Source organism: Burkholderia sp. 9775_39 (assembly GCF_015712225.1).
Classification (GTDB): Bacteria; Pseudomonadota; Gammaproteobacteria; order Burkholderiales; family Burkholderiaceae; genus Burkholderia; species Burkholderia cenocepacia.
In genome coordinates this window covers 14200-35723 of record NZ_JACCQC010000042.1, presented here as the reverse complement: position 1 = coordinate 35723, position 21524 = coordinate 14200, and the positions used below count along the sequence as shown (strand labels likewise).

The window sequence follows — 21524 nt, the reverse complement described above, 5'->3', positions numbered from 1 at the left end:
TTCCTGCCGTTGCAGCACCGCCGTTCGCAACATTCCCGCCTCATTGCATCGTGCCGTTCCGTTTCATTCGAAACCTGAAGGAATCCCGGGCATGCCCGCATTTGATTCGCAGTCCTGCATTCTCAGCGAACCGCCGCACTGACGATTTCCGTTCGGGGCGATGCACTCGCCTCGACGCCGGCCGGATGCGCGCCGCCTGACGCGCGCCGGCACCGGGCGAGACGCTCATCCATCTCGCCCGCCGTTTTTTGATGGTGCAGTTCCGCTTCATCCGACGCAGCACCCGGCCAGGCCGCAGGGGGCGTATCGCGAGCCAGCCGGTTCCAGACAAACACAAGAGACGAGGTCGATTCAATGAACATTCATCGAACCGGAGTGCGGCGCGCATGGCTGCCCGCGCTCGTGGCGGCCGCGACGCTCGCCGCGTGCGGCGGCGACGACGGCGGCAGCGTGGCGGGCGTGTCAGCGCTCGCGCAGGGCCAACAGGAGGGGGCCTCCGCCGCGGCCGACACGGCCAATACGCCATCGCTCGCGTCGCGCTTTTCGCCGTCCGGCGTGCCGTACGCGAATCCGGCGAGCGGCGGACGCTACAAGCCGGTGATCAGCAACGGCCAGGTGCAGCCGTCGCTGTCGGGCGGCACGATCGAGGAAAACGCGTGGGTCGACACGCCGGTCGATTCCGACGGCGACGGCACGCGCGACCGCATCCACGTACGCATCGTGCGGCCGTCCGAAACCGCGAACGGCGCGCGCACGCCCGTCATCGTGCTCGCGAGCCCGTATTACGCCGGGCTCGCCGACAGCCCCAATCACGACGTCGACGTCGAACTCGACGGCACGCCGCATCCGGCCGCGACCGCCGGTGCCGCGGCATCGGCGTCCGCCCGCATCCTGGCCGCAGCGCCTCAGTCGCGGATGCTGCAGCAGGTCGAAGCGGCTGCCGCCGGCCGCTCGTGGATCGAAAGCTATTTCGTGCCGCGCGGCTTCACGATCGTCTATGCGGATTCGCTCGGCACCGCCGGCTCGGACGGCTGCCCGACGATCCTGACGCGCGACGAATCGGTCGCGATGGCGTCGGTGATCCGCTGGCTCGGCCGCGATGCGACCGCGAAGGACGCGAACGGCAAGACGGTCGTCGCGAACTGGTCGACCGGCCACGTCGGCATGTACGGCGTGTCGTACGACGGCACGCTGCCGAAGATGGTCGCCAGCCTGCGCACGCGCGGGCTCGACGCGATCGTGCCGATCGCCGGGCTGTCGAACATGTACGGCTACTACCGCTCGGGCGGCCTCGTGCGCGCGCCGGAAGGCTATCAGGGCGAGGACGTCGACGTCTACATCAAGGCGCTGCTGACCAACGCGCATCCGGAGCGCTGCACGCACCTGATCGACGAAGCACTGCAGCAGGAAGACCGCAAGACCGGCGACTATTCGCCGTTCTGGGCCGCACGCGACATCCCGACCGGGTTCGCGGTCGCTCCGGCGCTCGTCGCGCAGGGCCTCACCGACGACAACGTGCGCGTCGACCAGTCGACGTCGTGGTATCTGGCGATGCGACGCCAGGGCGTGCCGACCCAGCTGTGGCTGCATCGCCTGAAGCACACCGATCCGACCCGCGTGCCGGGCATGGCCGACGCGTGGACCGCGGAGGTGAACCGCTGGTTCACGCGCTACCTGATCGGCTATGACAACGGCGTCGAGCAGGATCCGCGCGCGGTGATCGCGCAGGCGGACGGCACGCTGCTGAAGGAAGCCGACTGGGCCGCGCGGCGCGCCACGCCGGTCACGTACTTCGCGGGCGGCGACGGCGCCGGTACCGGCACGCTGCTGCGGCTGCCGAGCGGCGGCCCGCTCGCGCGCTTCACCGACGATGCGCGCATTCCCGCGCTCACGCTGGCGAACACGCCGACCGGCGAAAACCGCAGCCGCTTCGAGACGGCCCCGCTGACAGCCGCCACGCGCATCTCCGGCACCGCGACCGCGCACGTCAGGCTGACCTTCACGGGCGTCGCGAACGTGACGGCGCTGCTGGTCGACCGCGCGCCGGACGGCACGGCGACGATCGTCACGCGCGCATGGACCGACCCGCGCAACCGGCTGTCCGAGTGGGTGTCGCAACCGGTGCTGCCCGGCATGCCGTACGACCTGAAGCTGACCTTCATGCCGCGCGACTACCGGCTGGAAGCCGGCCACCGGCTGGGGCTCGTCGTCCTCTCCAGCGACTACGAGGCGACGCTGCGACCGACGCCCGGCACGGGCCTGACGCTCGATCCGGCCGGCACGTCGGTGACGGTGCCGCTCGCGTCATCATCGACGGGCGCGTAGTCGTGCGCCGGCTGGCAGCCTGACGCTGCCGTCTCCCCCGCCCGCATCCGCGTCGATGCGGGCGGGAGCATCGCTGCAAGAAGGGAACACCTGCGCTAGGCTGCGGCAATCGAATGCCTACGGTGAGCCCCCATGATTCCCCTCAGCGCCAAAGCCATCGTCCGCAATGGCCGTTCCGTCCTGTTCCTGCGCAATCCCCGCGACGAGTGGGAACTGCCGGGCGGCTGGCCCGAAGCGGGCGAATCGCTCGAAGACGCGGTCACCCGCGAAGTGGAGGAAGAATGCGGAATCGTCGCGTCGGCGATCCGCTACGTGGGCAGCCGCTCGTGCGAGGTCGTGCCGGGCAAGCGCGTACTGATCGTGTGCTTCCAGTGCGAGGTCGATCGCCATGACATCGTGCTGAGCGACGAGCACCACCAGTTCGGCTGGATCGATCTCGATGCCGACAAGCCGGCGAACCTGCCGGATTTCTACTGGACATTCTGCAAGCAGGCGGACTGATTCGACGCCGCCGCGCGGCGCTCACACCGGCGTCAACACCGGCTGCCCCGCGAAATGCCGCGCCGCGTTGTCGAGAAACTGCCGCACCGAACGATCGAGCGCCTCGGGCGACCAGCCGCCCATGTGCGGCGTGAGCACGACGCTGTCGAGATCCGTCAGCGCACGCGGCGGCTCCGGTTCGCCTTCGTACACGTCGAGCCCCGCGCCCGCGATGCGCCGTTCGCGCAGCGCGTCCGCCAAAGCAGCGGTATCGACAACACTGCCGCGCGACACGTTGACGAGAAAGCCGCCGGGGCCGAGCGCGTCGAGCACGGTGCGATCGATCAGATGCCGCGTGCCCGCGCCGCCCGGCGTCGCGACGATCAGGAAATCGGCCCACTGCGCGAGCGCGTCGACCCGGTCGAAATAGCGATACGGCACGGGCTTCTCCGACCGGTTGTGATAACCGATCTCGATGTCGAAGCCGGCCGCGCGGCGCGCGCATTTCTCGCCGATCTTGCCGAGCCCGACGATGCCGAGCTTCTTGCCCGACACGTTCGGCGGCATCGACAGCCCGTCGCGCCATACGCCCGCGCGGGTCTTCGCATCGAGCTGCACGACGTTGCGCACCGCCGCGAGCAGCAGCGCGAACGCGTGATCGGCGACGCAATCGTCGTTGGTGCCGGCGCCCGTGACCACGACAATGCCGCGCGCCTTCGCATGCGCGACGTCGATGTGCTCGTAGCCCGCGCCGAGCGCGCTGACGAACGTAAGTTGCGGCAGCCGGTCGATCTCGGCGGCGGTCAGCCCGGTGCTGCCGTTGGTCAGCACCGCACGAATCGTGCCGCCGTGTTCGGCGATCGCGCGTTCGCGCGCATCGGGCGTCGGGGCATAACGCACGTCGAACGACGCGGCGATCTCGCGATGCGCGTCGCCGCGCAGCGCGATGAGGACCAGCAGCTCGGGCTTCATGTCAGCAAATGTCCGCAGGCGGGGAACGAATTTCAGTGTAACAAGCCCGCATGACGGATGCGGGTTATCCCCACACCGGCTGTGGACACGCCGCCGCACGCGGTTTGCCAAAGCCCGCTCAGTCAAGTAACTTTCGGCGTACGCCCCCGTCCTGGAGATTGGCCCCGATGAAGCTCGCCCTGCCCGCCCGGATCCTGGGCCTCGCGTTCGCCGCCGCCATCGTGGCGCCCGGCGCGCACGCCGACACGCCCGTCGTGGTGTCGTCGAAAATCGACACCGAAGGCAACCTGCTCGGCAACCTCATTTCGCAGGTGCTGAAGGCCCACGGCATTCCCGTCACCGAAAAGATCGCGCTCGGCACGACGCCGATCGTGCGCAAGGCGCTCACGAGCGGCGAGATCGACGTCTACCCCGAATACACGGGCAACGCCGCGTTCTTCTTCAACAAGGCCGACGACCCGGTGTGGAAGAACGCGAGCCAGGGCTACGACACCGCGAAAAAACTCGACTACGCGGCGAACCATCTCGTGTGGCTCGCCCCGGCGCCCGCGAACAACACGTGGGGCGTCGCGCTGCTCGCGCCCGTCGCTCAGTCGCAGCACCTGAAGACCTTCTCCGATTTCGGCAAGTGGGTGGCCGGCGGCGGCAAGGTGAAGCTCGCGGCCTCGGCCGAATTCGTGAACAGCGCGTCGGCGCTGCCGTCGTTCGAGAAAGCGTACGGCTTCAAGCTGAAGCCCGAGCAGCTCGTCGTGCTGTCCGGCGGCGACACGGCCGCGACGATCAAGGCCGCCGCGAACCAGACCGACGGCGTGAACGCCGCGATGGTCTACGGCACCGACGGCGGCATCGCATCGAGCGGCCTCGCGGTGCTCGACGACGACAAGCACGTGCAGCCCGTCTACGCGCCGGCGCCGGTGATCCGCGAAGCCGCGCTGAAAGCGCATCCGCAGATTGCCGACTTGCTCAAGCCCGTGTTCGCGAGCCTCGACCTGAAGACGCTGCAATCGCTGAACGCCCGCATCCAGCTCAACGGCGAGCCGGCGGCCGGCGTCGCGAAAAGCTACCTGAAAGCGAAGGGTTTCGTGAAATGACGGAGCGCGCGGCCGCGTCCGCGCGGCGCGTCACGCTCGACAAGGTCGGCATCCTGATCGGCATCCTGACGATCGTCGCCGTGTTCGGCCTGTCGTTCGCGGTGCTGCGGCCGAACCGGATCGCGGCCGGTACCGGGCTGTCGGTGTTCGCCGCGCTGCCGGCGATGCAGGGCGCCGCGCTCGCCGCGCTGTGGACCGTCGGCGCGCTATGGGCGATGACGGCGAGCCGCCCCGCGTGGCGGCTCGCGGCCGGCTGCGCGGGGCTCGCGACGCTCGCGTATGCGGTCGGCGCGGCCGCGACGCACGTCGTCGCGCCCGACGACATGCTGGCCCGCGTGTCGCCCGACGCCGGCGTCTGGTTGCTGCTGTTCGCGTGGGCCGTGCTCATCGCCGACGCGCTCGCGCGCCTCGCGTTCGGCCCGTGGCGGCGTCTCGCCGCGCTCGCCGTCGCGATCGCGGCGGTTGCCGTGCCGCTCGCGAGCGGCTGGTGGGACGGCCTCTCCGTGATGCGCGAATACGCGGTGCGCAGCGACGATTTCTGGCGCGAAGCGATTCGTCACGTGTCGCTCGCGGGCGGCTCGGTCGCCGCCGCGCTCGTGGCCGGCGTGCCGCTCGGCATCGCCTGTGCGCGCATCGCGGCGGTGCGCACCGTCGCGATGCCGGTGCTCAATATCGTGCAGACGATCCCCAGCATCGCGATGTACGGGCTGATGATGGCGCCGCTCGGCCTGCTCGCCGCGCACGTACCGCTCGCGGCCGCGCTCGGCATTCGCGGGATCGGCGTCGCGCCGGCCGTGCTCGCGTTGTTCCTCTACTCACTGCTGCCGATCGCGTCGAGCGTCGTGGTCGGGCTCGAACAGGTGCCGCCGCACGTGACCGAAGCGGCCCGCGCGATGGGCATGACGCGCGTGCAGCGGCTGCTGCGCGTCGACCTCGTGCTCGCGCTGCCGGTGATCCTGAGCGGCGTGCGCATCGTGCTCGTGCAGAACATCGGGCTGACCGCGGTTGCCGCGCTGATCGGCGGCGGCGGATTCGGCACCTTCATCTTCCAGGGGATCGGTCAATCGGCCGCCGATCTCGTGCTGCTCGGCGCGATCCCGACGATCGCGCTCGCACTGGCGGCCGCCGTCGTGTTCGAAGCCGCGACGTCGCTCGCGAAGGGACGTGCAGGATGATCGAGATCGAACGAGTCGGCAAACGCTTCGGCGACGTGGTCGCCGTCGACGACGTATCGCTGACGATGCAGCGCGGCACGATCACGGCGCTCGTCGGCGCATCGGGCAGCGGCAAGTCGACGCTGCTGCGCATGATCAACCGGCTGATCGCGCCGACCAGCGGCACGATCCGCATCGACGGCGTCGATACGGCGACGGTCGCACCCGAGCAACTTCGCCGCGGCATCGGCTATGCGATCCAGGGGCACGGGCTGTTTCCGCACTGGAGCGTCGCGCGCAACATCGCGACCGTGCCGCGCCTGCTCGGCTGGCCGGCCGAGCGCATCGCCGCGCGCGTGAACGAACTGCTCGACCTGTTCCACCTCGCGCCGGCCGAATTCGCCGGCAAGCTGCCGCACGAACTGTCGGGCGGCCAGCAGCAGCGCGTCGGCGTGGCGCGCGCCCTCGCCGCCGAGCCCGCGATGCTGCTGATGGACGAACCGTTCGGCGCGCTCGATCCGATCATCCGCAACAAGGCGCAGGACGACCTGTTCGCGCTGCAGCGCCGCCTCGGCATCACCGTGGTGATCGTCACGCACGATATCGAGGAAGCGCTGAAGCTCGGCGACACGATCGCGGTGATGGATGGCGGCCGGCTGCTGCAGGTCGCGTCGCCCGCCGAGATTCTCGGCCGGCCGGCAGCGGGGGTGGTCGAACAACTGGTCGCGGGCGTCGACCGGCCGCTGCGCCTGCTCGCGCTCACGCCGATCGACGCCGTGGCCGAAGCCGGCCACGCCGACGGCGAACCGATCGCCGCGACGCGCACACTGCGCGATGCGGTGTCCGAATTGTTGTGGCGCGGTGTCGACGCGCTGCCCGTCGACGATACCGCCGCCGGCGACCGCCACGCACACGGCCCCCGTCGCATCACGCTCGACGCGATCCGCTCGCACGCGAGGCAGCCCGCATGACGACGCGCAGCAGCGTGGGGCCCAAGCGGCCGTCGCTTCCCGCGTACGTCGCCCGCGCGGCCGCGCTCGCGCTGCTGCTCGTGCTGTTGTTGCGCCCGGCCTGGCTGCAGGGCCTGTTCGCGCCGTTCGCGGACAACGGCGCGCCGGTGATCTACGATCGCGCGAGCCTGCTCGATCTCACGCTCGCGCATCTCGGCACGGTCGCGCTGTCGAGCCTGATCGGCACGATCGTCGCGGTCTCGGCGGGCATCGCGGTCACACGTCCGTTCGGCGCCGATTTCCTGCCGGTCGCGCGCAGCGTCGTCGATATCGGCCAGACCTTCCCGCCGGTCGCCGTGCTCGCGCTCGCGGTGCCGGCAGTCGGCTTCGGATTGAAACCCGTGCTGATCGCGCTCGTGTTGTACGGGCTCCTGCCGGTTTTCGAAAGCACGATCGCGGGGCTCGAGGACGTGCCGCGCGACGTCGTCGACGCCGCACGCGGGATGGGGATGAGCGGGTGGCAGCAACTGGTGTCCGTCGAGCTGCCGCTCGCGTTCCCGGTGATCGTCAACGGCATCCGCCTCGCGGTCGTGATCAATCTCGGCACCGCGACGATCGGCTCGACGGTTGCCGCGCGCGGGCTCGGCGACGTGATCATCGCGGGCCTGCAGACGTCGAACACCGCATTCGTGCTGCAAGGCGGCGTGATCGTCGGCTTGCTCGCGGTGCTCGTCAGCGATGCGATCGGCGCGATTGCGCGGGTAGCGAGCGCGCGGCGCGCCTAGCAGCCGTTGCGCAATTTTCCGAAGGAGCAACCATGTCTGTCCTCGACACCGGCCCGTTTTTTCATGGCACGAAAGCGGATTTGCGGATCGGCGACTTGCTGACGGCAGGCTTCCGGTCGAATTATCGGGACGACGTGGTGATGAATCACATTTATTTCACGGCCCTGCCCAAAGGCGCCGGCCTGGCCGCGGAAATGGCCAAGGGCGACGGCCGGCCGCGGGTCTATATCGTCGAACCCACCGGCGAATTCGAAAACGACCCGAACGTCACGGACAAGAAATTCCCCGGCAATCCGACGCGCTCGTATCGAAGCACGTCGCCTTTGAAGATCGTCGGCGAACTCGATCGCTGGGAACCGTACGATCCCGAGTTCATCCAGCAGCTCAGAGCCCGCATCGAAACCGGTATGGGCGAGATCATCAACTAGCGTTTCGTTCGCGCCGATTCGCAAATCGGGCCCGAACTGCGGCCGGCATGGGACACGCGAGCCGACGACATTGCCGCGATACCGCGGGGCGAATCGCAGGAGAGGACGGAAACGCCCGGTTCATCCGGACTCCGATGCGTGTCCGCGCAACGATCGGCACGTCGATCATTGCGAACGTGACAAGCCTACATATCGCTTTCACTCGAACTCGCCCTCGACCACCGGCCGCGATTGGTCGATATACTATGCGCCTCCCATTTCCCCGCACTCGACCATGCGACGACGGTTCTTCTGGCTGATCGTGCTTTCGCTCGGCATTGCGCAGCACGCCGCGGCGCAGCAGGCGCCCGCCTTGCCTGCCTCTGCGCCCGAAGCAGCCGCATCCGCGCCAGGCGACGCATCCGCACCGCTCGCCAACGATCAGCCCAACGAAGCAAACCGCCGCATCACGTCCTACCTGACGAAGAAATTCGGCGTCGCGAAGGAACGCGCCGCGAAGCTCGCCGATATCGTGAGCGTCACTGCGACGAAATATTCGCTGCCGCCGGCACTCGTTTACGCGATTATTTCGATCGAATCGCGCTTCCAGGAAAAGGCGCGCGGCCAGCATGGCGCGACCGGGTTGATGCAGGTCGTACCGTCCGCGCACCGCGGCATGCTGCGCAACGTGAAGGATCTCACCGAGCCGAATGCGAACGTCGAGGTCGGCTCGCGCATTCTGTCGGGCTACGTGAAGGCGGCCGGCGGCAACGTGCAGGCCGGGTTGAAGAGCTACAGCGGCGGATCGAGTGCGTATGCGGCGAAAGTGATGCAGCGCGTCGATGCGTTCCGGTTCGTGCTCGAACCCGAGGACGATGCGAAAAGCGCGAATACCGGGAACGATGCGAACAACGCGAAGGCGCACATGGTGCCGGTCAGCGATCCGTCAGCGGCGCCCGCCGCGAACCGCAACGCGAAGTAAGTGCATGCAGGAACGTAAACGAGTGCGGCGGCGCATTCGCGCCGCCGCCCCATGGAATCGCCGGATCACCTCCCTCGTGCCTTGATCCGGCCCCCTCTGATCAAAGCTGCCCCGCCGCCCCCGTCCACCGCAGGTAATCGCCGCGCGTCCAGTCGAGCGACACGCCGACGCGCTTCGTCCCCGGCCGGATCTTCGGCTTGTACATCGACAGCGTCAGCGATTCCAGCGCCGGCCATTCGCGAAACGACATCACAGCGACATCCGCGACGAGCGTCTCCAGCAGCCGCGTATGCGGCTTGTGCGACAGGAACGACGCAACGCGCGCGCAGTACCCGTCGTAGTCGATCCACTCGCCCTGCTCGCTCGGCTCGCAGCGATACCCGAGCCGTGCATCGATCACGATCGGCTGCGGTGCTTCATGCTCGTGCGCGTGAATGCCGATCCGCGCGGGCACCTTCAGTTCGTCGACGAACACGCTCCAGCCGCGCCCGCGCAGGCGCGGCGCGTCGATCGCCACGAACGGTTCGTCGAACGGCTTCATGAGACGAGCGGCGCCGCGGCGTCGAGCATGATGCGCACGAAATAGTCGGCGAAGCTGCGACGCAGGACGATCTCGAACGTGTCGTCGCCGGTCGGGATCAGCGTGATCGGCGACTTGAAGTAGTGCGACTGCGCGCACTGGCCCGGCTTGAACACGCGCGGATGCAGGTCGAGCGGGCAGCCGCGCGCGATCACGTCGCGCACGCGTTCGCCGCTGACCTCGACGACCGTATAGCCGCTGCCGACGTCGACGGCCGCCGCGTACAGGCCCTGCACGGCCTCCGCCAGCTTCGCTTCGAGCACGCCGGCCTGAACCGGCCCGTTCGACCGCACGAGCCACTCGTCGGGGCCGAGCCACAGCACGTCGTACTCGGCGCCGCGCGCCACCGTGTTCGGCTGCGCGGGCGGCCGGCAGCCCACCACGCGCTCGAACGCGGCGACGAAGGCCGGATCGCTCAACTCGCCGCGCACGTTGACGAGATCGAGGAACGGCCGCTCGCGCAGCGTGAACTTCTTCGACGCGCGCGCCTGGTGCGCCTTCAGCACGTCGGCCGCGCCGACGAACGGCGATTCAAGCGTCACGCCGCCCGCGCCCGCCACCTGCGTCTGGTTTCTCGTTTCATTCCACATGCTGACGCACCCCTTCGGTATCGTAGAAAACCGGGCTCGAAATCTTCGCGGTGATGCGCTTGCCATTGGCCAGCGGAATCACGACGCTCTCGCCCATCTTGTTCAGGCCGCCCTTCACCACCGCGAGCGCGATCGAGCGCTTCAGGATCGGGCTGTAGTAGCTGGACGTCACGTGGCCGATCATCGGCGTCGGATCGACCGCCGACACCTGCGTGTCCTTCGCGACGATCTGCGCGCCTTCCGGCAGCACGAACTGTTCGTCTTCGGTCAGCAGGCCGACGAACTGCTTGCGGCCTTCCTTCGCGGTATCCGAACGCGACAGCGAACGCTTGCCGAGGAAGTCCTTCGACTTCGCGACGAGCCCGCCCATCCCGAGGTCGTACGGCGTGATCGAGCCGTCGGTGTCCTGGCCGACGATGATGTAGCCCTTCTCCGCGCGCAGCACGTGCATCGTTTCCGTGCCGTACGGCGTGATGTCGAACTCGGCGCCGGCCGCCATCAGCGCTTCCCACACCGCGCGGCCCGCATTCGCCGGCACGTTCACTTCGTAGGCGAGTTCGCCCGAGAAGCTGATCCGCATCACGCGCGCCTTCGCGCCGGCAACCGTGCCGTTGCGGTAGCTCATGAACGGGAACGCCTCATTGCCGAAGTCGATGTCCTGGCACAGCTTCTGCACGACCTTGCGGCTCTTCGGGCCGACCACCGCGAACGTCGCCCAGTGATCGGTGACGGACGCGAGCCGCACCTTCATGTCGGGCCATTCGGTCTGCAGCCAGCGCTCGAGCCACGTCAGCACGCGCGCCGCGCCGCCGGTGGTGGTCGTCATCATGAAATGCTGGTCGGCGAGGCGCACGGTCACGCCGTCGTCGAACACCATCCCGTTTTCGTCGAGCATCAGCCCGTAGCGGCACTTGCCGATCTCGAGCTTGTTCCACGGGTTCGTGTACATCCAGTTCAGCAGCTTCACCGCGTCCGGGCCCTGGATGTCGATCTTGCCGAGCGTCGACGCATCGAGAATGCCGACGCCGTTGCGCACCGCGAGGCATTCGCGCTTCACGGCCGCATGGAGATCCTCGCCGTTCTTCGGGAAATACCACGGCCGCTTCCAGTTGCCGACGTCCTCGAACATCGCGCCGTGCTCGACGTGCCATTCGTGCACGGCCGTCTTGCGGATCGGGTCGAGGAAGTCGCCCGTCTCGCGGCCCGCGAACGTGCCGAACGACACGGGCGTGTAGTTCGGGCGGAACGTCGTCGTGCCCGTTTCCGGAATCGTCTTGCCGAGCGCGCCCGCGAGGATCGCCATCCCGTTGATGTTGCCGAGCTTGCCCTGGTCGGTGCCGAAGCCCATCGCCGTGTAGCGCTTCACGTGCTCGACCGATTCGAAGCCTTCGCGCGCGGCGAGCAGGATGTCGGCGGCGGCAACGTCGTTCTGGAAGTCGACGAACTGCTTCGGCCCGCGCGCGGCCGCCTCGCGGCTGCCGACGAGCCACAACGGCTGCAGCGCGCCTTCGACGGTTTCCGCGACCTGCGGTGCGGCCGGACGCTGCGCGGCCGTGAAGCCCGCGGCCTTCGCCGCTTCGACGCCCGCATCCACCGCGAGCCGCAGCGCACGGGCGAGCCCGAATTCGCCGGCCGCCGCGCCGATGCTCGCTTCCGCCTGCACGGGCTTGCCCGGCAGGAAGCACGCCTTCTCGTCGTTCCAGCACGCCTTGCCGCCCGATTGCGCGAACAGGTGCAGCACCGGGCTGAAACCGCCCGACATCGCGACGAGGTCGCACGGCAGCGTCTGCAGCTTGCCGCCGGTCTGGCCGTTCGAGTAGGACGCGACGTCGACCGACGATACGCGCCACTTGCCCGAAGCGGCCGTGACGACCGCGCCGCTCATCACCGTCACGCCCTGCCGCTTCGCAGCGGCCGGCAGCGCGCCGTTCGACGACGCGCGGGAATCGACGACCGTCACCTTCGCGCCGCACGCCTTCAGGTCGAGCGCGGTCTGATAGGCGCGGTCGTTGTTCGTGAACACGACCACGTTGCGGCCCGGCAACACGCCGAAGCGATGCACGTAGGTCGACACCGCGCCCGCCAGCATCACGCCCGGCAGGTCGTTGTTGCCGAACACGATCGGCCGCTCGTGCGCGCCGGTCGCGAGGATCACGCGTTTCGCGCGGACCTTCCACAGCAATTCGCGCGTGCCCTTGCGCATCGACACCGGCAGGTGATCGGTGAGGCGCTGCGTGACCGTCACGAGGTTATGGTCCTGATAGCCGAACGCGGTGCTGCGCGACAGGATCGTCACGTCGGGCAGCTTGCGCAGTTCGGCCTCGATCTTCTCGACCCATTGCAGCGCGGGCTTCGCGTCGATCTCCGCGCGGCACGACAGCAGGCTGCCGCCGAGTTCGCGCTGGTCGTCGACGAGAATCACGCGCGCGCCGGCCGTGGCGGCCGCATGCGCGGCGGCGAGGCCCGACGGGCCACCGCCGACCACGAGCACGTCGCAGTGCGCGTAGCATTTGTCGTAGCGATCGGCGTCGAGCACTTCGGGCGCCTTGCCGAGGCCGGCCGCTTCGCGGATCTTCTCTTCGTACTTCGGCCACATGTTGCGCGGCCACATGAAGGTCTTGTAGTAGAACCCGGCCGGCATGAAGCGCGAGAACTTCTGGTTGATCGCATACTTGTCGTTCTCGAGCGTCGGCTCCGCGTTCACGCTGGTCGCGACGAGCCCCTGGTACAGCTCGATCTCGGTCGCGCGCGCGTTCGGCACCGTGTACGGGCCGGTTTCGAGCTGCACGACGGCATTCGGTTCCGCGACGTCCGCCGTCACGATCCCGCGCGGACGGTGGTACTTGAAACTGCGCGCGACGAAATGCACGCCGTTCGCGAGCAGCGCGGACGCGAGCGTGTCGCCCTGGAAGCCCTGGTACGTGCGGCCGTTGAACGTGAACGTCAACGGAATCGCGCGATTGATGCGGCCACCGGTGCCGAGGCGGTCTTTCTGGCTCATTTGCTCGTGCCCTCTTCGTGTGCGTTGCCGGCGGATGCTCCGCCGAACTTTTCGTAGCCCTTGATATCGTAGGTGACCGTGTCGCGCGTGACCTTGAACCAGCGGCGGCACCCCTGCGTGTGCAGCCATTGCTCCTTGTGGAGCCCGCGCTTGTTCTCGCGCATGAACACGTATTCGCCCCATTCGCGGTCGGTCATGGTCTCGTTCGCCACCGGGCGCACGATGTCGGCTTCACCGCCGCACGTGAACTCGGATTCGGCGCGCGGCCCGCACCACGGACATTCGATCAGCAACATGTTTCTTTCTCCTCAGTGCGGTTAGTGCGCGACGGCAGCGGCGCCGTGCTCGTCGATCAGATGGCCCGTGTAGAAGCGGTCAAGCGCGAACGGTGCGTTCAGCGGATGCGGTTCGTCGCGGGCGATCGTGTGCGCGAACACCCAGCCCGAGCCGGGCGTCGCCTTGAAGCCGCCGGTGCCCCAGCCGCAGTTGAAATAGAGGCCCTTCACGTCGGTCTTGGTGATGATCGGGCACGCGTCCGGCGACACGTCGACGATGCCGCCCCACTGGCGGTTCATCCGCACGCGCGAGAACACCGGGAACATCTCGACGATCGCCTGCAGCGTGCTTTCGATGATGTGGAAGCTGCCGCGCTGGCCGAAGCCCGTGTACTGGTCGATACCCGCGCCGATCACGAGGTCGCCCTTGTCGGACTGGCTGATGTACGCGTGCACCGCGTTCGACATGATCACCGAGTTGACGACCGGCTTGATCGGCTCCGACACCAGCGCCTGCAGCGGGTGGCTTTCGATCGGCAGACGCACGCCGGCCATGTCGGCGAGCGTCGTCGTGTTGCCGGCGGCGACCACCGCGACCTTCTTCGCCTTGATGAAGCCCTTCACCGTATCGACGCCGACCACCGCGCCGCCTTCGCGGCGAATGCCCGTGACCTGACAGTTCTGGATGATGTCCACGCCGGCGCGGTCCGCGCCGCGCGCGAAGCCCCAGGCCACCGCATCGTGGCGTGCGACACCCGCACGGCGCTGGATCGATGCGCCGAGCACCGGGTAGCGGCTGTTCAGGTTGATGGTCGGCTCGATTTCCTTGATCTGCGCGGGCGTCAGGAATTCGGCATCGACGCCGTTCAGCCGGTTCGCGTTCACGCGGCGCTCGGTGTCGCGCACGTCCTGCAGCGTGTGCGCGAGGTTCATCACGCCGCGCTGGCTGAACATCACGTTGTAGTTCAGATCCTGCGACAGCCCTTCCCACAGCTTCATCGCCTTCTCGTACAGCGCGGCCGATTCGTCCCACAGATAGTTGGAGCGCACGATCGTCGTGTTGCGCGCGGTGTTGCCGCCGCCGATCCAGCCCTTCTCGAGGATCGCGACGTTCGTGATCCCGTGTTCCTTCGCGAGGTAGTACGCGGTCGCGAGGCCGTGGCCGCCGCCGCCGACGATCACGACGTCGTATTCCTTCTTCGGCTCCGGGCTCTTCCACTGCTTTTCCCAGTTCTCGTGATACGAGAGGCCGTTGCGGAACAGGCTGAATATCGAGTAGCGGCTCATGTTTGGATCCTTCGTTAGCATTCGATGACGTTCACGGCGAGGCCGCCGCGCGACGTTTCCTTGTATTTCGTCTTCATGTCGGCGCCGGTTTCGCGCATCGTCTTGATCACGGAATCGAGCGATACGTAGTGCTGGCCATTGCCCTTGAGCGCCATGCGCGATGCGTTCAGCGCCTTGATCGCGCCCATCGCGTTGCGCTCGATGCACGGGATCTGCACGAGCCCGCCGACCGGGTCGCAGGTCATCCCGAGGTTGTGCTCCATGCCGATCTCGGCCGCGTTCTCGACCTGGTCGGGCGTGCCGCCCATCACGGCGGCGAGCGCGGCGGCGGCCATCGAGCATGCGACGCCCACTTCGCCCTGGCAGCCGACTTCCGCGCCGGAGATCGACGCGGTTTCCTTGTAGATGATCCCGATCGCCGCGGCCGTCAGCAGGAATTCGACGATGCCGGCTTCGTTCGAGCCCGGCACGAACTTCACGTAGTAGTGCAGCACCGCGGGGATCACGCCGGCCGCGCCGTTGGTCGGCGCGGTGACGACCCGGCCGCCGGCCGCGTTCTCTTCGTTCACGGCCATCGCATACAGGTTGACCCAGTCGAGCATCGACAGCGGATCGCGCAGCGACTCTTCCGAACGCGCACGCAGGCGGCCATTCAACTCGGCCGCGCGACGCTTCACGCGCATCGGGCCCGGCAGGTCTCCCTCGACCTTGCAGCCGCGCTCGACGCAGGCGGCCATCGTGCGCCAGATCGCGAGCAACCCGGCGCGCACTTCGTCGGCGGGGCGCAGCGCGCATTCGTTGCGCAGCATCAGTTCGGCGATCGACAGCCCGTGTTCGCGGCACTGGCGCATCAGGTCGTCGCCGGTGCGGAACGGATACGGCACGTCGACCGCCGCCCGCACGCCGTTCACGCGATCGCCGTCGCGGTTCACGACGAAGCCGCCGCCGACCGAGTAATACTCCTTCTCGACAAGCAACTGGCCGTGTTCGTCGAACGCCTGGAAGCGCATCCCGTTCGGATGCACGATGCTCGTGCCGCTCATCAGCTTGCGATAGAAGCCGATGTGTTCCTTCTCGTCGAAGCGCACCGTCTGCTTGCCGAGCAGCGACAGCGACTTCTCCGCGCGGATCGCGGCGAGGCGCGGCTCGATCAGGTCCGGATCGATCGTGTCGGGCAGGTGGCCCTCGAGGCCGAGCAGCACGGCCTTGTCGGTGCCGTGGCCCTTGCCGGTCGCGCCGAGCGAGCCGTACAACTCGACCCGCACGCGGCGCACGAAGCCGAGCAGGTTCGCGTCCTCGACGTGCGACGCGAAGCGGCACGCGGCGATCATCGGGCCGACCGTATGCGAACTGGACGGGCCGATGCCGATCTTGAACAGGTCGAACGCGCTGACGTTCATCTGGCTTCCTTTGGGTTGCATGCGTGAAATGTCGTTGGGCCCCAGTACATCAAAGCGTAAAATCGGCCGATAGAACAAAAACGGCATCGGCGTGGGATAGCGCCGCCAAGCGCCGCCCCGGCCGGCCCGAAAGTGCGTTTTGGCGATGGTTCGCGACGAAAAACCACAAGTCCGGCCGCGGTCGATCGGCGACGCTGGCTGCATCCGCGCCGCCCCGGCAGCCGTAACCCGCAAACCGAGTGAAACGAGTGAGACCGCCTGCCCGGCGTGACGAGATTGGCCGCGATGACCCCCGACGTACCCGCTTCCCCCCTCGCAGAACCCGCGCCGCGGCGCATCCGCTTCGGCATCGTGCTGCTGCCGAATTTCACGCTGACGGCCTTCTCCGGCTTCGTCGACATGCTGCGGCTGTCGGCCGACGACGGCGACTACAGCAAGCCGGTGCGCTGCGCATGGAGCGTGATCGGCGAGACGCTCGCGCCGGTGCGCGCGAGTTGCGGGATCCAGATCACGCCGTGGGAGACGTTCGACGCGGCCGAACCGTTCGACTATGTGGTGGTGGTCGGCGGGCTGCTGCATTCGGGGCCGCAGGCCGGCCCTGAAACGCTCGATTTCGTCCGCCGCGCGGCGGCGGACGGCGCGACGGTCGTCGGCATCTGCACCGGCGTGTTCACGTTGATGCGCGCCGGCGTGCTCGACGGCTACCGCACCTGCGTGAGCTGGTTCCATTACTGGGATTTCATCGAGCGCTTTCCGTCCGCCGATCCCGACCTGCTGATCGCCGACCGGCTGTTCGTGATCGACCGGCGCCGGATCACGTGCTCGGGCGGCCGCGCGTCGATCGACGTCGCCGCCGCGATCCTGCTGCGCCATTTCGATCACGCGACCGTGCAGAAGGCGCTGCGCATCCTGCTGGTCGGCGAGATGCAGAAAGGCAACGCGCCGCAGCCGCATCCGCCGGGCCTCGAGCCGGCGACGCATCCGAAGGTCAAGCGCGCGATTCTTCTGATGGAACAGCACGTCGGGCGGGCGCTGCCGCTCGAGGAACTCGCGTGCAAGCTCGACCTGTCGACGCGGCAGCTCGAACGGCTGTTCAAGGCGGAGACCGGCAAGAGCCCGCAGGCCTTCGCGAAACAGGTGCGGCTGCGTACCGCCGCGTGGCTGCTGACGAGTTCGGACCGCACGGTCGCCGATATCGCGTCGAGCTGCGGATTCGCCGATGCGTCGCACCTCGGGCGCGAATTCCGCAAGCAGTTCGGCGTGCCGCCGGCGACGTATCGCGAGCGCGGCGGCGACGTGGCTGAAGTCGCCGCGACGCCCGACGGGTCGGCCGATCCGGTCGAGGACATCGCCGACTGAACGCCCCCGGGCGCGCATCCGCCTCCCCTCGTCGATTGCGGATCGACACACGTTCACATCGGTTTCGCCGCTTTTGGAACCGGTTCCAGTCAACTTAGCCGACGTTCATCGCCGTAAAACGAGGGTTATCCCGGATGCTGATGCCCGCTCAAATTTGTATGATGACCACATCACCTTACAAACCTGAGCATCATGTTCGAGAAAATTCCCGCCCGGGCGATGAGCGACCATGTCGCGCAGCAACTGCTCAAGCAGATCGAAGTGGGCAGCTTCTCGGCCACCGGCAAGCTGCCGACCGAGGCCGTGCTCGCGCAGGAATTCGGCGTGAGCCGCACCGTGATCCGCGAGGCGATCTCGCGGCTGAAGAACGAAGGCGTGGTCGAGCCGCGCCAGGGCAGCGGCGTGTTCGTGAACCAGCATGGCGCGATCCGGCCGCTGCGGATCGACTACGCGGAAGCCGTCGAGGCGAGCTCGCTGCCGCACCTGCTCGCGGTGCGCCGCGCGATCGAGGCTGAAGTCGCGGCCGAAGCCGCGCTGCACCACACCGCCGACGACATGGCCGACATCGACGACGCGCTGCGCAAGATCGACGAAGCGGTGGCCGAAGGGCGCGACGGCGTCGCGGAAGACGTCGCGTTCCACCGCACGATCGCGGCCGTCACCGGCAACCCGTATTTCCTGAAGACGCTGCAGTTCCTGAACCAGTACCTCGAAGCCGGCGTGAAGGTCACGCGGCGCAACGAAGCGACGCGCGAGGACTTCTCGCGCCAGGTGCGCGACGAACACGCGGCGATCGCCGACGCGATCCGCGCGCGCGACCCGATGGCCGCCCGCAACGCGGCGCGCACGCACATGTACAACGCCGCCCGCCGTCTCGCGGAAGCCGGCATCTGCTGAAAGCCGGCGGCGCGGCCGTTCCCGGCAGCGCCGCCGTCACGAACCTCTCCCGAATCGATCAAGGTTGACCATGTCACGAAATGTTGGAGTCATCGGCCTCGGCGCGATGGGCCTCGGCGTCGCACGCTCGCTGCTGCGCGCCGGGCTGCGCGTCCACGCATGCGACGTGCGCGACACCGTGCTGCAGGCGTTCGCCGCCGAAGGCGGCATCGCGTGCGCGACGCCGGCCGAACTCGGCGCGCAGTGCGACGTCGTCGTCACGCTCGTCGTCAATGCCGCGCAAACGGAAACGGTGCTGTTCGGCGAACACGGCGCGGTCGCGGCGATGAAGCCGGGCGGCGTCGTGATCGCGAGCGCGACCGTCGCGCCCGAATTCGCGGTCGCGCTCGGCGCGCGCATCGAGGCTGCGGGCCTGCAGATGCTCGACGCGCCCGTGTCGGGCGGCGCGGCGCGCGCGGCCTCCGGCGAGATGACGATGATGACGTCGGGCCCGGCCGCCGCCTATGCCGGCTGCGAGGACGTGCTCGCCGCGATCGCCGGCAAGGTGTACCGCCTGGGCGACGCGCACGGCATCGGCTCGAAAGTGAAGATCATCAACCAGTTGCTGGCCGGCGTGCATATCGCGGCGGCCGCCGAGGCGATGGCGCTGGGCCTGCGCGAAGGTGTCGATGCCGACGCGCTGTACGACGTGATCACGCACAGCGCCGGCAATTCGTGGATGTTCGAGAACCGTGTGCCGCACATCCTGAACGGCGACTACACGCCGCTGTCGGCCGTCGACATCTTCGTAAAGGATCTCGGCCTCGTGCTCGATACCGCGCGCCGCAGCAAATTCCCGCTGCCGCTGTCGGCCACCGCGCACCAGATGTTCATGAGCGCGTCGAGCGCCGGCCACGGCGGCGAGGACGATTCCGCCGTGATCAAGACTTTCCCCGGCATCACGCTGCCGCCCGCCCGCTGATTCGAACGACGCTTTTGCCATGACCGCTTCCGCTTCCCGTCCCCTGCTCGGCTGCATCGCCGACGATTTCACCGGCGCGACCGATCTCGCGAACATGCTCGTCAAGAGCGGCATGCGCACCGTGCAGACGATCGGCGTGCCCGCCGACGGCGCTGCTGCCGACACGATCGTCGACGCCGACGCGATCGTCGTCGCGCTGAAGTCGCGCACGATTCCCGCCGCCGACGCCGTCGCGCAATCGCTCGCCGCGTACGAATGGTTGCGCGCGCAAGGGTGCCGCCAGTTCTTCTTCAAGTACTGCTCGACGTTCGATTCGACCGACGCGGGCAACATCGGGCCGGTGGCCGACGCGCTGCTCGACGCGGCCGGCGGCGACTTCACGGTCGCGTGCCCGGCATTCCCCGAGAACGGCCGCACGATCTATCGCGGCCACCTGTTCGTCGGCGACGTGCTGCTGAACGAATCGGGGATGGAGAATCATCCGCTCACGCCGATGAAGGACGCGAACCTCGTGCGCGTGCTGCAACGGCAGACGCAGTCGCCGGTCGGCCTGATCCGCTACGACACGATCGCGCTCGGCGCGGCCGCCGTGCGCGCGCGGATCGACCAGCTGCGCGCGGAAGGCGCCCGTTTCGCGATCGCCGACGCGCTGTCGGACCGCGATCTCTACGTACTCGGCGAAGCGTGCGCAGGCCTGCCGCTCGTCACCGGCGGCTCGGGCATCGCGCTCGGCCTGCCCGCGAATTTCCGCCGCGCGGAGCAACTGCCCGAGCGCGACAACGCGGCGTCGCTGCCGCGCATCGACGGCCTGTCGGCGATACTCGCCGGCAGCGCGTCGAAAGCCACCAACGCACAGGTCGCCGCGTGGCGCGCGACGCGGCCGAGCTTCCGCATCGATCCGCTCGCGGCCTCGCGCGGCGAGCCCGTCGTCGAGCAGGCGCTCGCGTTTGCGCGCGCGCACCTGCCGCAGCCCGTGCTGATCTACGCAACGGCCACGCCCGACGAAGTGAAAGCCGTGCAGCAGGCGCTCGGCGTCGACGCGGCCGGCCATCTCGTCGAAAGCACGCTCGCGGCGATCGCCCGCGGGCTGCGCGAACTCGGCGTGCGCAAGTTCGTCGTCGCGGGCGGCGAAACGTCCGGCGCGGTCGTGCAGGCGCTCGACGTGAAATCGCTGCAGATCGGCGCCCAGATCGATCCGGGCGTGCCGGCCACGGCCACCGTCGACGCGCAGCCGCTCGGCCTCGCGCTGAAATCCGGCAACTTCGGCACGACCGACTTTTTCGACAAGGCGCTGCGCGCGCTGGACGGAGCCGCACGATGAGCGACGAAGCCAAACTGCGCGAAGAGATCTGCGTGGTCGGCGCGAGCCTGTACGCGCGCGGCCATGCGGTCGGCAGCGCCGGCAACATCAGCGCGCGCCTGCATGACGGCTGGCTGATCACGCCAACCGACGCCTGCCTCGGCCGGCTCGACCCGAACGACATCGCGAAAGTCGGCGCCGACGGCCAGCCCGTCTCGGGCGGCAAGCCGTCGAAGACGCTCGCGCTGCATCGCGGCATCTATGCGCGCAACGCCGCAGCAAACGGCGTCGTCCACACGCATTCGACGCACCTCGTCGCATTGACGCTCGCGGGCGTGTGGCGCGACACCGACGTGCTGCCGCCGATCACGCCGTACTACGTGATGAAGGTCGGCCACATTCCGCTGATCCGTTACCGCCGCCCCGGCGACCCGGCCGTCGCGGCCGAAGTCGCGACGCTGGCCGACCAGGTGCGCGGCGTGCTGCTCGATCGCCTCGGCCCCGTGATGTGGGGGCCGTCGGTATCGCACGCGTCGTATGCACTCGAGGAGCTCGAGGAAACCGCGCGGCTGTGGCTGATGACGCAGCCGAAGCCGGAACCGCTGTCCGACGCCGCGCTCGACGAACTGCGCCAGACCTTCGGCGCGCGCTGGTAACGCGTCGCCGTCCGGATCACGCACCGCTTCCCATGCCCGCCGTGTGCGCGGGCCCTTCCGTCAGCACACACA

General features: G+C 68.4%; 20 protein-coding genes and 1 pseudogene. 13 read left to right on the top strand and 8 right to left on the bottom strand.

Annotation, left to right across the window (positions count from 1 at the left end):
* Positions 1-122: 122 nt before the first annotated feature.
* Positions 123-362 carry a hypothetical protein gene (locus H0X90_RS33175; RefSeq protein ID WP_125346493.1) on the bottom strand — a complete coding sequence of 80 codons (240 nt, stop codon included), beginning with the start codon at positions 360-362 and terminating at the stop codon, positions 123-125.
* On the opposite strand from H0X90_RS33175, the gene H0X90_RS33170 reads away from it, so the two are divergent.
* Both H0X90_RS33170 and H0X90_RS33165 read left to right on the top strand, forming a co-directional pair.
* Positions 355-2325, top strand: a complete 1971-nt coding sequence (locus H0X90_RS33170) for a Xaa-Pro dipeptidyl-peptidase (protein ID WP_006496833.1) — start codon at positions 355-357, stop codon at positions 2323-2325. The two genes, H0X90_RS33175 and H0X90_RS33170, sit on opposite strands and share 8 nt — an antisense overlap.
* A 132-nt stretch (positions 2326-2457) precedes the next feature.
* Positions 2458-2826 (top strand): NUDIX domain-containing protein, encoded by a 369-nt coding sequence (locus tag H0X90_RS33165; protein ID WP_006486124.1) that lies wholly within the window; start codon positions 2458-2460, stop codon positions 2824-2826.
* A 21-nt stretch (positions 2827-2847) separates the two neighbouring features.
* Here the strand turns inward: H0X90_RS33165 and H0X90_RS33160 are convergent, their stop codons facing one another.
* Positions 2848-3777, bottom strand: coding sequence for a 2-hydroxyacid dehydrogenase (locus tag H0X90_RS33160; RefSeq protein ID WP_069353785.1), 930 nt, complete (start codon positions 3775-3777; stop codon positions 2848-2850).
* A gap of 167 nt (positions 3778-3944) precedes the next feature.
* Between H0X90_RS33160 and H0X90_RS33155 the strand changes: the two genes are divergently transcribed.
* The 6 genes from H0X90_RS33155 (at position 3945) to H0X90_RS33130 (ending at position 9146) form a co-directional block, all read left to right on the top strand.
* Positions 3945-4868 carry an ABC transporter substrate-binding protein gene (locus H0X90_RS33155; protein WP_006493662.1) on the top strand — a complete coding sequence of 308 codons (924 nt, stop codon included), beginning with the start codon at positions 3945-3947 and terminating at the stop codon, positions 4866-4868.
* Positions 4865-6043: an ABC transporter permease gene (locus tag H0X90_RS33150; RefSeq protein ID WP_012493541.1), complete on the top strand. Its 1179-nt coding sequence runs from the start codon at positions 4865-4867 to the stop codon at positions 6041-6043. The genes H0X90_RS33155 and H0X90_RS33150 overlap by 4 nt, the downstream gene beginning before the upstream one ends.
* Entirely contained in the window at positions 6040-6993 is a 954-nt protein-coding gene (locus H0X90_RS33145) for an ABC transporter ATP-binding protein (protein ID WP_006489110.1), read from the top strand. The genes H0X90_RS33150 and H0X90_RS33145 overlap by 4 nt, the downstream gene beginning before the upstream one ends.
* On the top strand, positions 6990-7757 hold the full coding sequence (locus H0X90_RS33140) for an ABC transporter permease (RefSeq protein ID WP_006489111.1): 768 nt from the start codon (positions 6990-6992) through the stop codon (positions 7755-7757). Before H0X90_RS33145 ends, H0X90_RS33140 begins: the two co-directional genes overlap by 4 nt.
* Before the next feature lie 32 nt (positions 7758-7789).
* The gene (gene arr, locus H0X90_RS33135) at positions 7790-8185 is read left to right on the top strand and encodes an NAD(+)--rifampin ADP-ribosyltransferase (protein ID WP_006496829.1); all 396 of its coding nucleotides are present in this window, start codon (positions 7790-7792) and stop codon (positions 8183-8185) included.
* A gap of 274 nt (positions 8186-8459) precedes the next feature.
* Positions 8460-9146 carry a lytic transglycosylase domain-containing protein gene (locus H0X90_RS33130; protein WP_006496828.1) on the top strand — a complete coding sequence of 229 codons (687 nt, stop codon included), beginning with the start codon at positions 8460-8462 and terminating at the stop codon, positions 9144-9146.
* Between the two features lie 100 nt (positions 9147-9246).
* Here H0X90_RS33130 and H0X90_RS33125 read toward each other — a convergent pair whose 3' ends face one another.
* Genes H0X90_RS33125 through H0X90_RS33100 form a run of 6 tightly spaced genes read right to left on the bottom strand, consistent with a single transcriptional unit; the run spans position 9247 to position 16279 of the window.
* Positions 9247-9687: a dihydroneopterin aldolase gene (locus H0X90_RS33125; protein WP_077188763.1), complete on the bottom strand. Its 441-nt coding sequence runs from the start codon at positions 9685-9687 to the stop codon at positions 9247-9249.
* Positions 9684-10316, bottom strand: coding sequence for a sarcosine oxidase subunit gamma (locus tag H0X90_RS33120; RefSeq protein ID WP_077188764.1), 633 nt, complete (start codon positions 10314-10316; stop codon positions 9684-9686). The genes H0X90_RS33125 and H0X90_RS33120 overlap by 4 nt, the downstream gene beginning before the upstream one ends.
* Positions 10306-13317, bottom strand: coding sequence for a sarcosine oxidase subunit alpha family protein (locus tag H0X90_RS33115; protein WP_077188765.1), 3012 nt, complete (start codon positions 13315-13317; stop codon positions 10306-10308). The genes H0X90_RS33120 and H0X90_RS33115 overlap by 11 nt, the downstream gene beginning before the upstream one ends.
* A complete protein-coding gene (locus H0X90_RS33110) occupies positions 13314-13613 on the bottom strand; it encodes a sarcosine oxidase subunit delta (RefSeq protein WP_011547035.1) in 300 nt (99 codons plus the stop codon). Before H0X90_RS33110 ends, H0X90_RS33115 begins: the two co-directional genes overlap by 4 nt.
* 21 nt (positions 13614-13634) lie before the next feature.
* Complete coding sequence (locus H0X90_RS33105) at positions 13635-14879, bottom strand: sarcosine oxidase subunit beta family protein (protein ID WP_006480591.1); 1245 nt, start codon at positions 14877-14879, stop codon at positions 13635-13637.
* 14 nt (positions 14880-14893) lie between these two features.
* Positions 14894-16279, bottom strand: coding sequence for an L-serine ammonia-lyase (locus tag H0X90_RS33100; protein ID WP_077188766.1), 1386 nt, complete (start codon positions 16277-16279; stop codon positions 14894-14896).
* Between the two features lie 285 nt (positions 16280-16564).
* On the opposite strand from H0X90_RS33100, the gene H0X90_RS33095 reads away from it, so the two are divergent.
* The 5 genes and pseudogenes from H0X90_RS33095 (at position 16565) to H0X90_RS33075 (ending at position 21452) form a co-directional block, all read left to right on the top strand.
* A complete protein-coding gene (locus H0X90_RS33095; RefSeq protein ID WP_006489138.1) occupies positions 16565-17638 on the top strand; it encodes a GlxA family transcriptional regulator in 1074 nt (357 codons plus the stop codon).
* 192 nt (positions 17639-17830) lie between these two features.
* Positions 17831-18535, top strand: a complete 705-nt coding sequence (locus H0X90_RS33090; protein WP_006489135.1) for a FadR/GntR family transcriptional regulator — start codon at positions 17831-17833, stop codon at positions 18533-18535.
* Positions 18536-18584: 49 nt separating this feature from the next.
* Positions 18585-19496 (top strand): annotated as a pseudogene (gene ltnD / locus H0X90_RS33085) (L-threonate dehydrogenase); the annotation flags it as partial.
* Positions 19497-19515: 19 nt separating this feature from the next.
* The gene (gene otnK, locus H0X90_RS33080; RefSeq protein WP_059720690.1) at positions 19516-20817 is read left to right on the top strand and encodes a 3-oxo-tetronate kinase; all 1302 of its coding nucleotides are present in this window, start codon (positions 19516-19518) and stop codon (positions 20815-20817) included.
* Complete coding sequence (locus tag H0X90_RS33075) at positions 20814-21452, top strand: aldolase (RefSeq protein ID WP_077188767.1); 639 nt, start codon at positions 20814-20816, stop codon at positions 21450-21452. Before otnK ends, H0X90_RS33075 begins: the two co-directional genes overlap by 4 nt.
* Positions 21453-21524 lie beyond the last annotated feature (72 nt).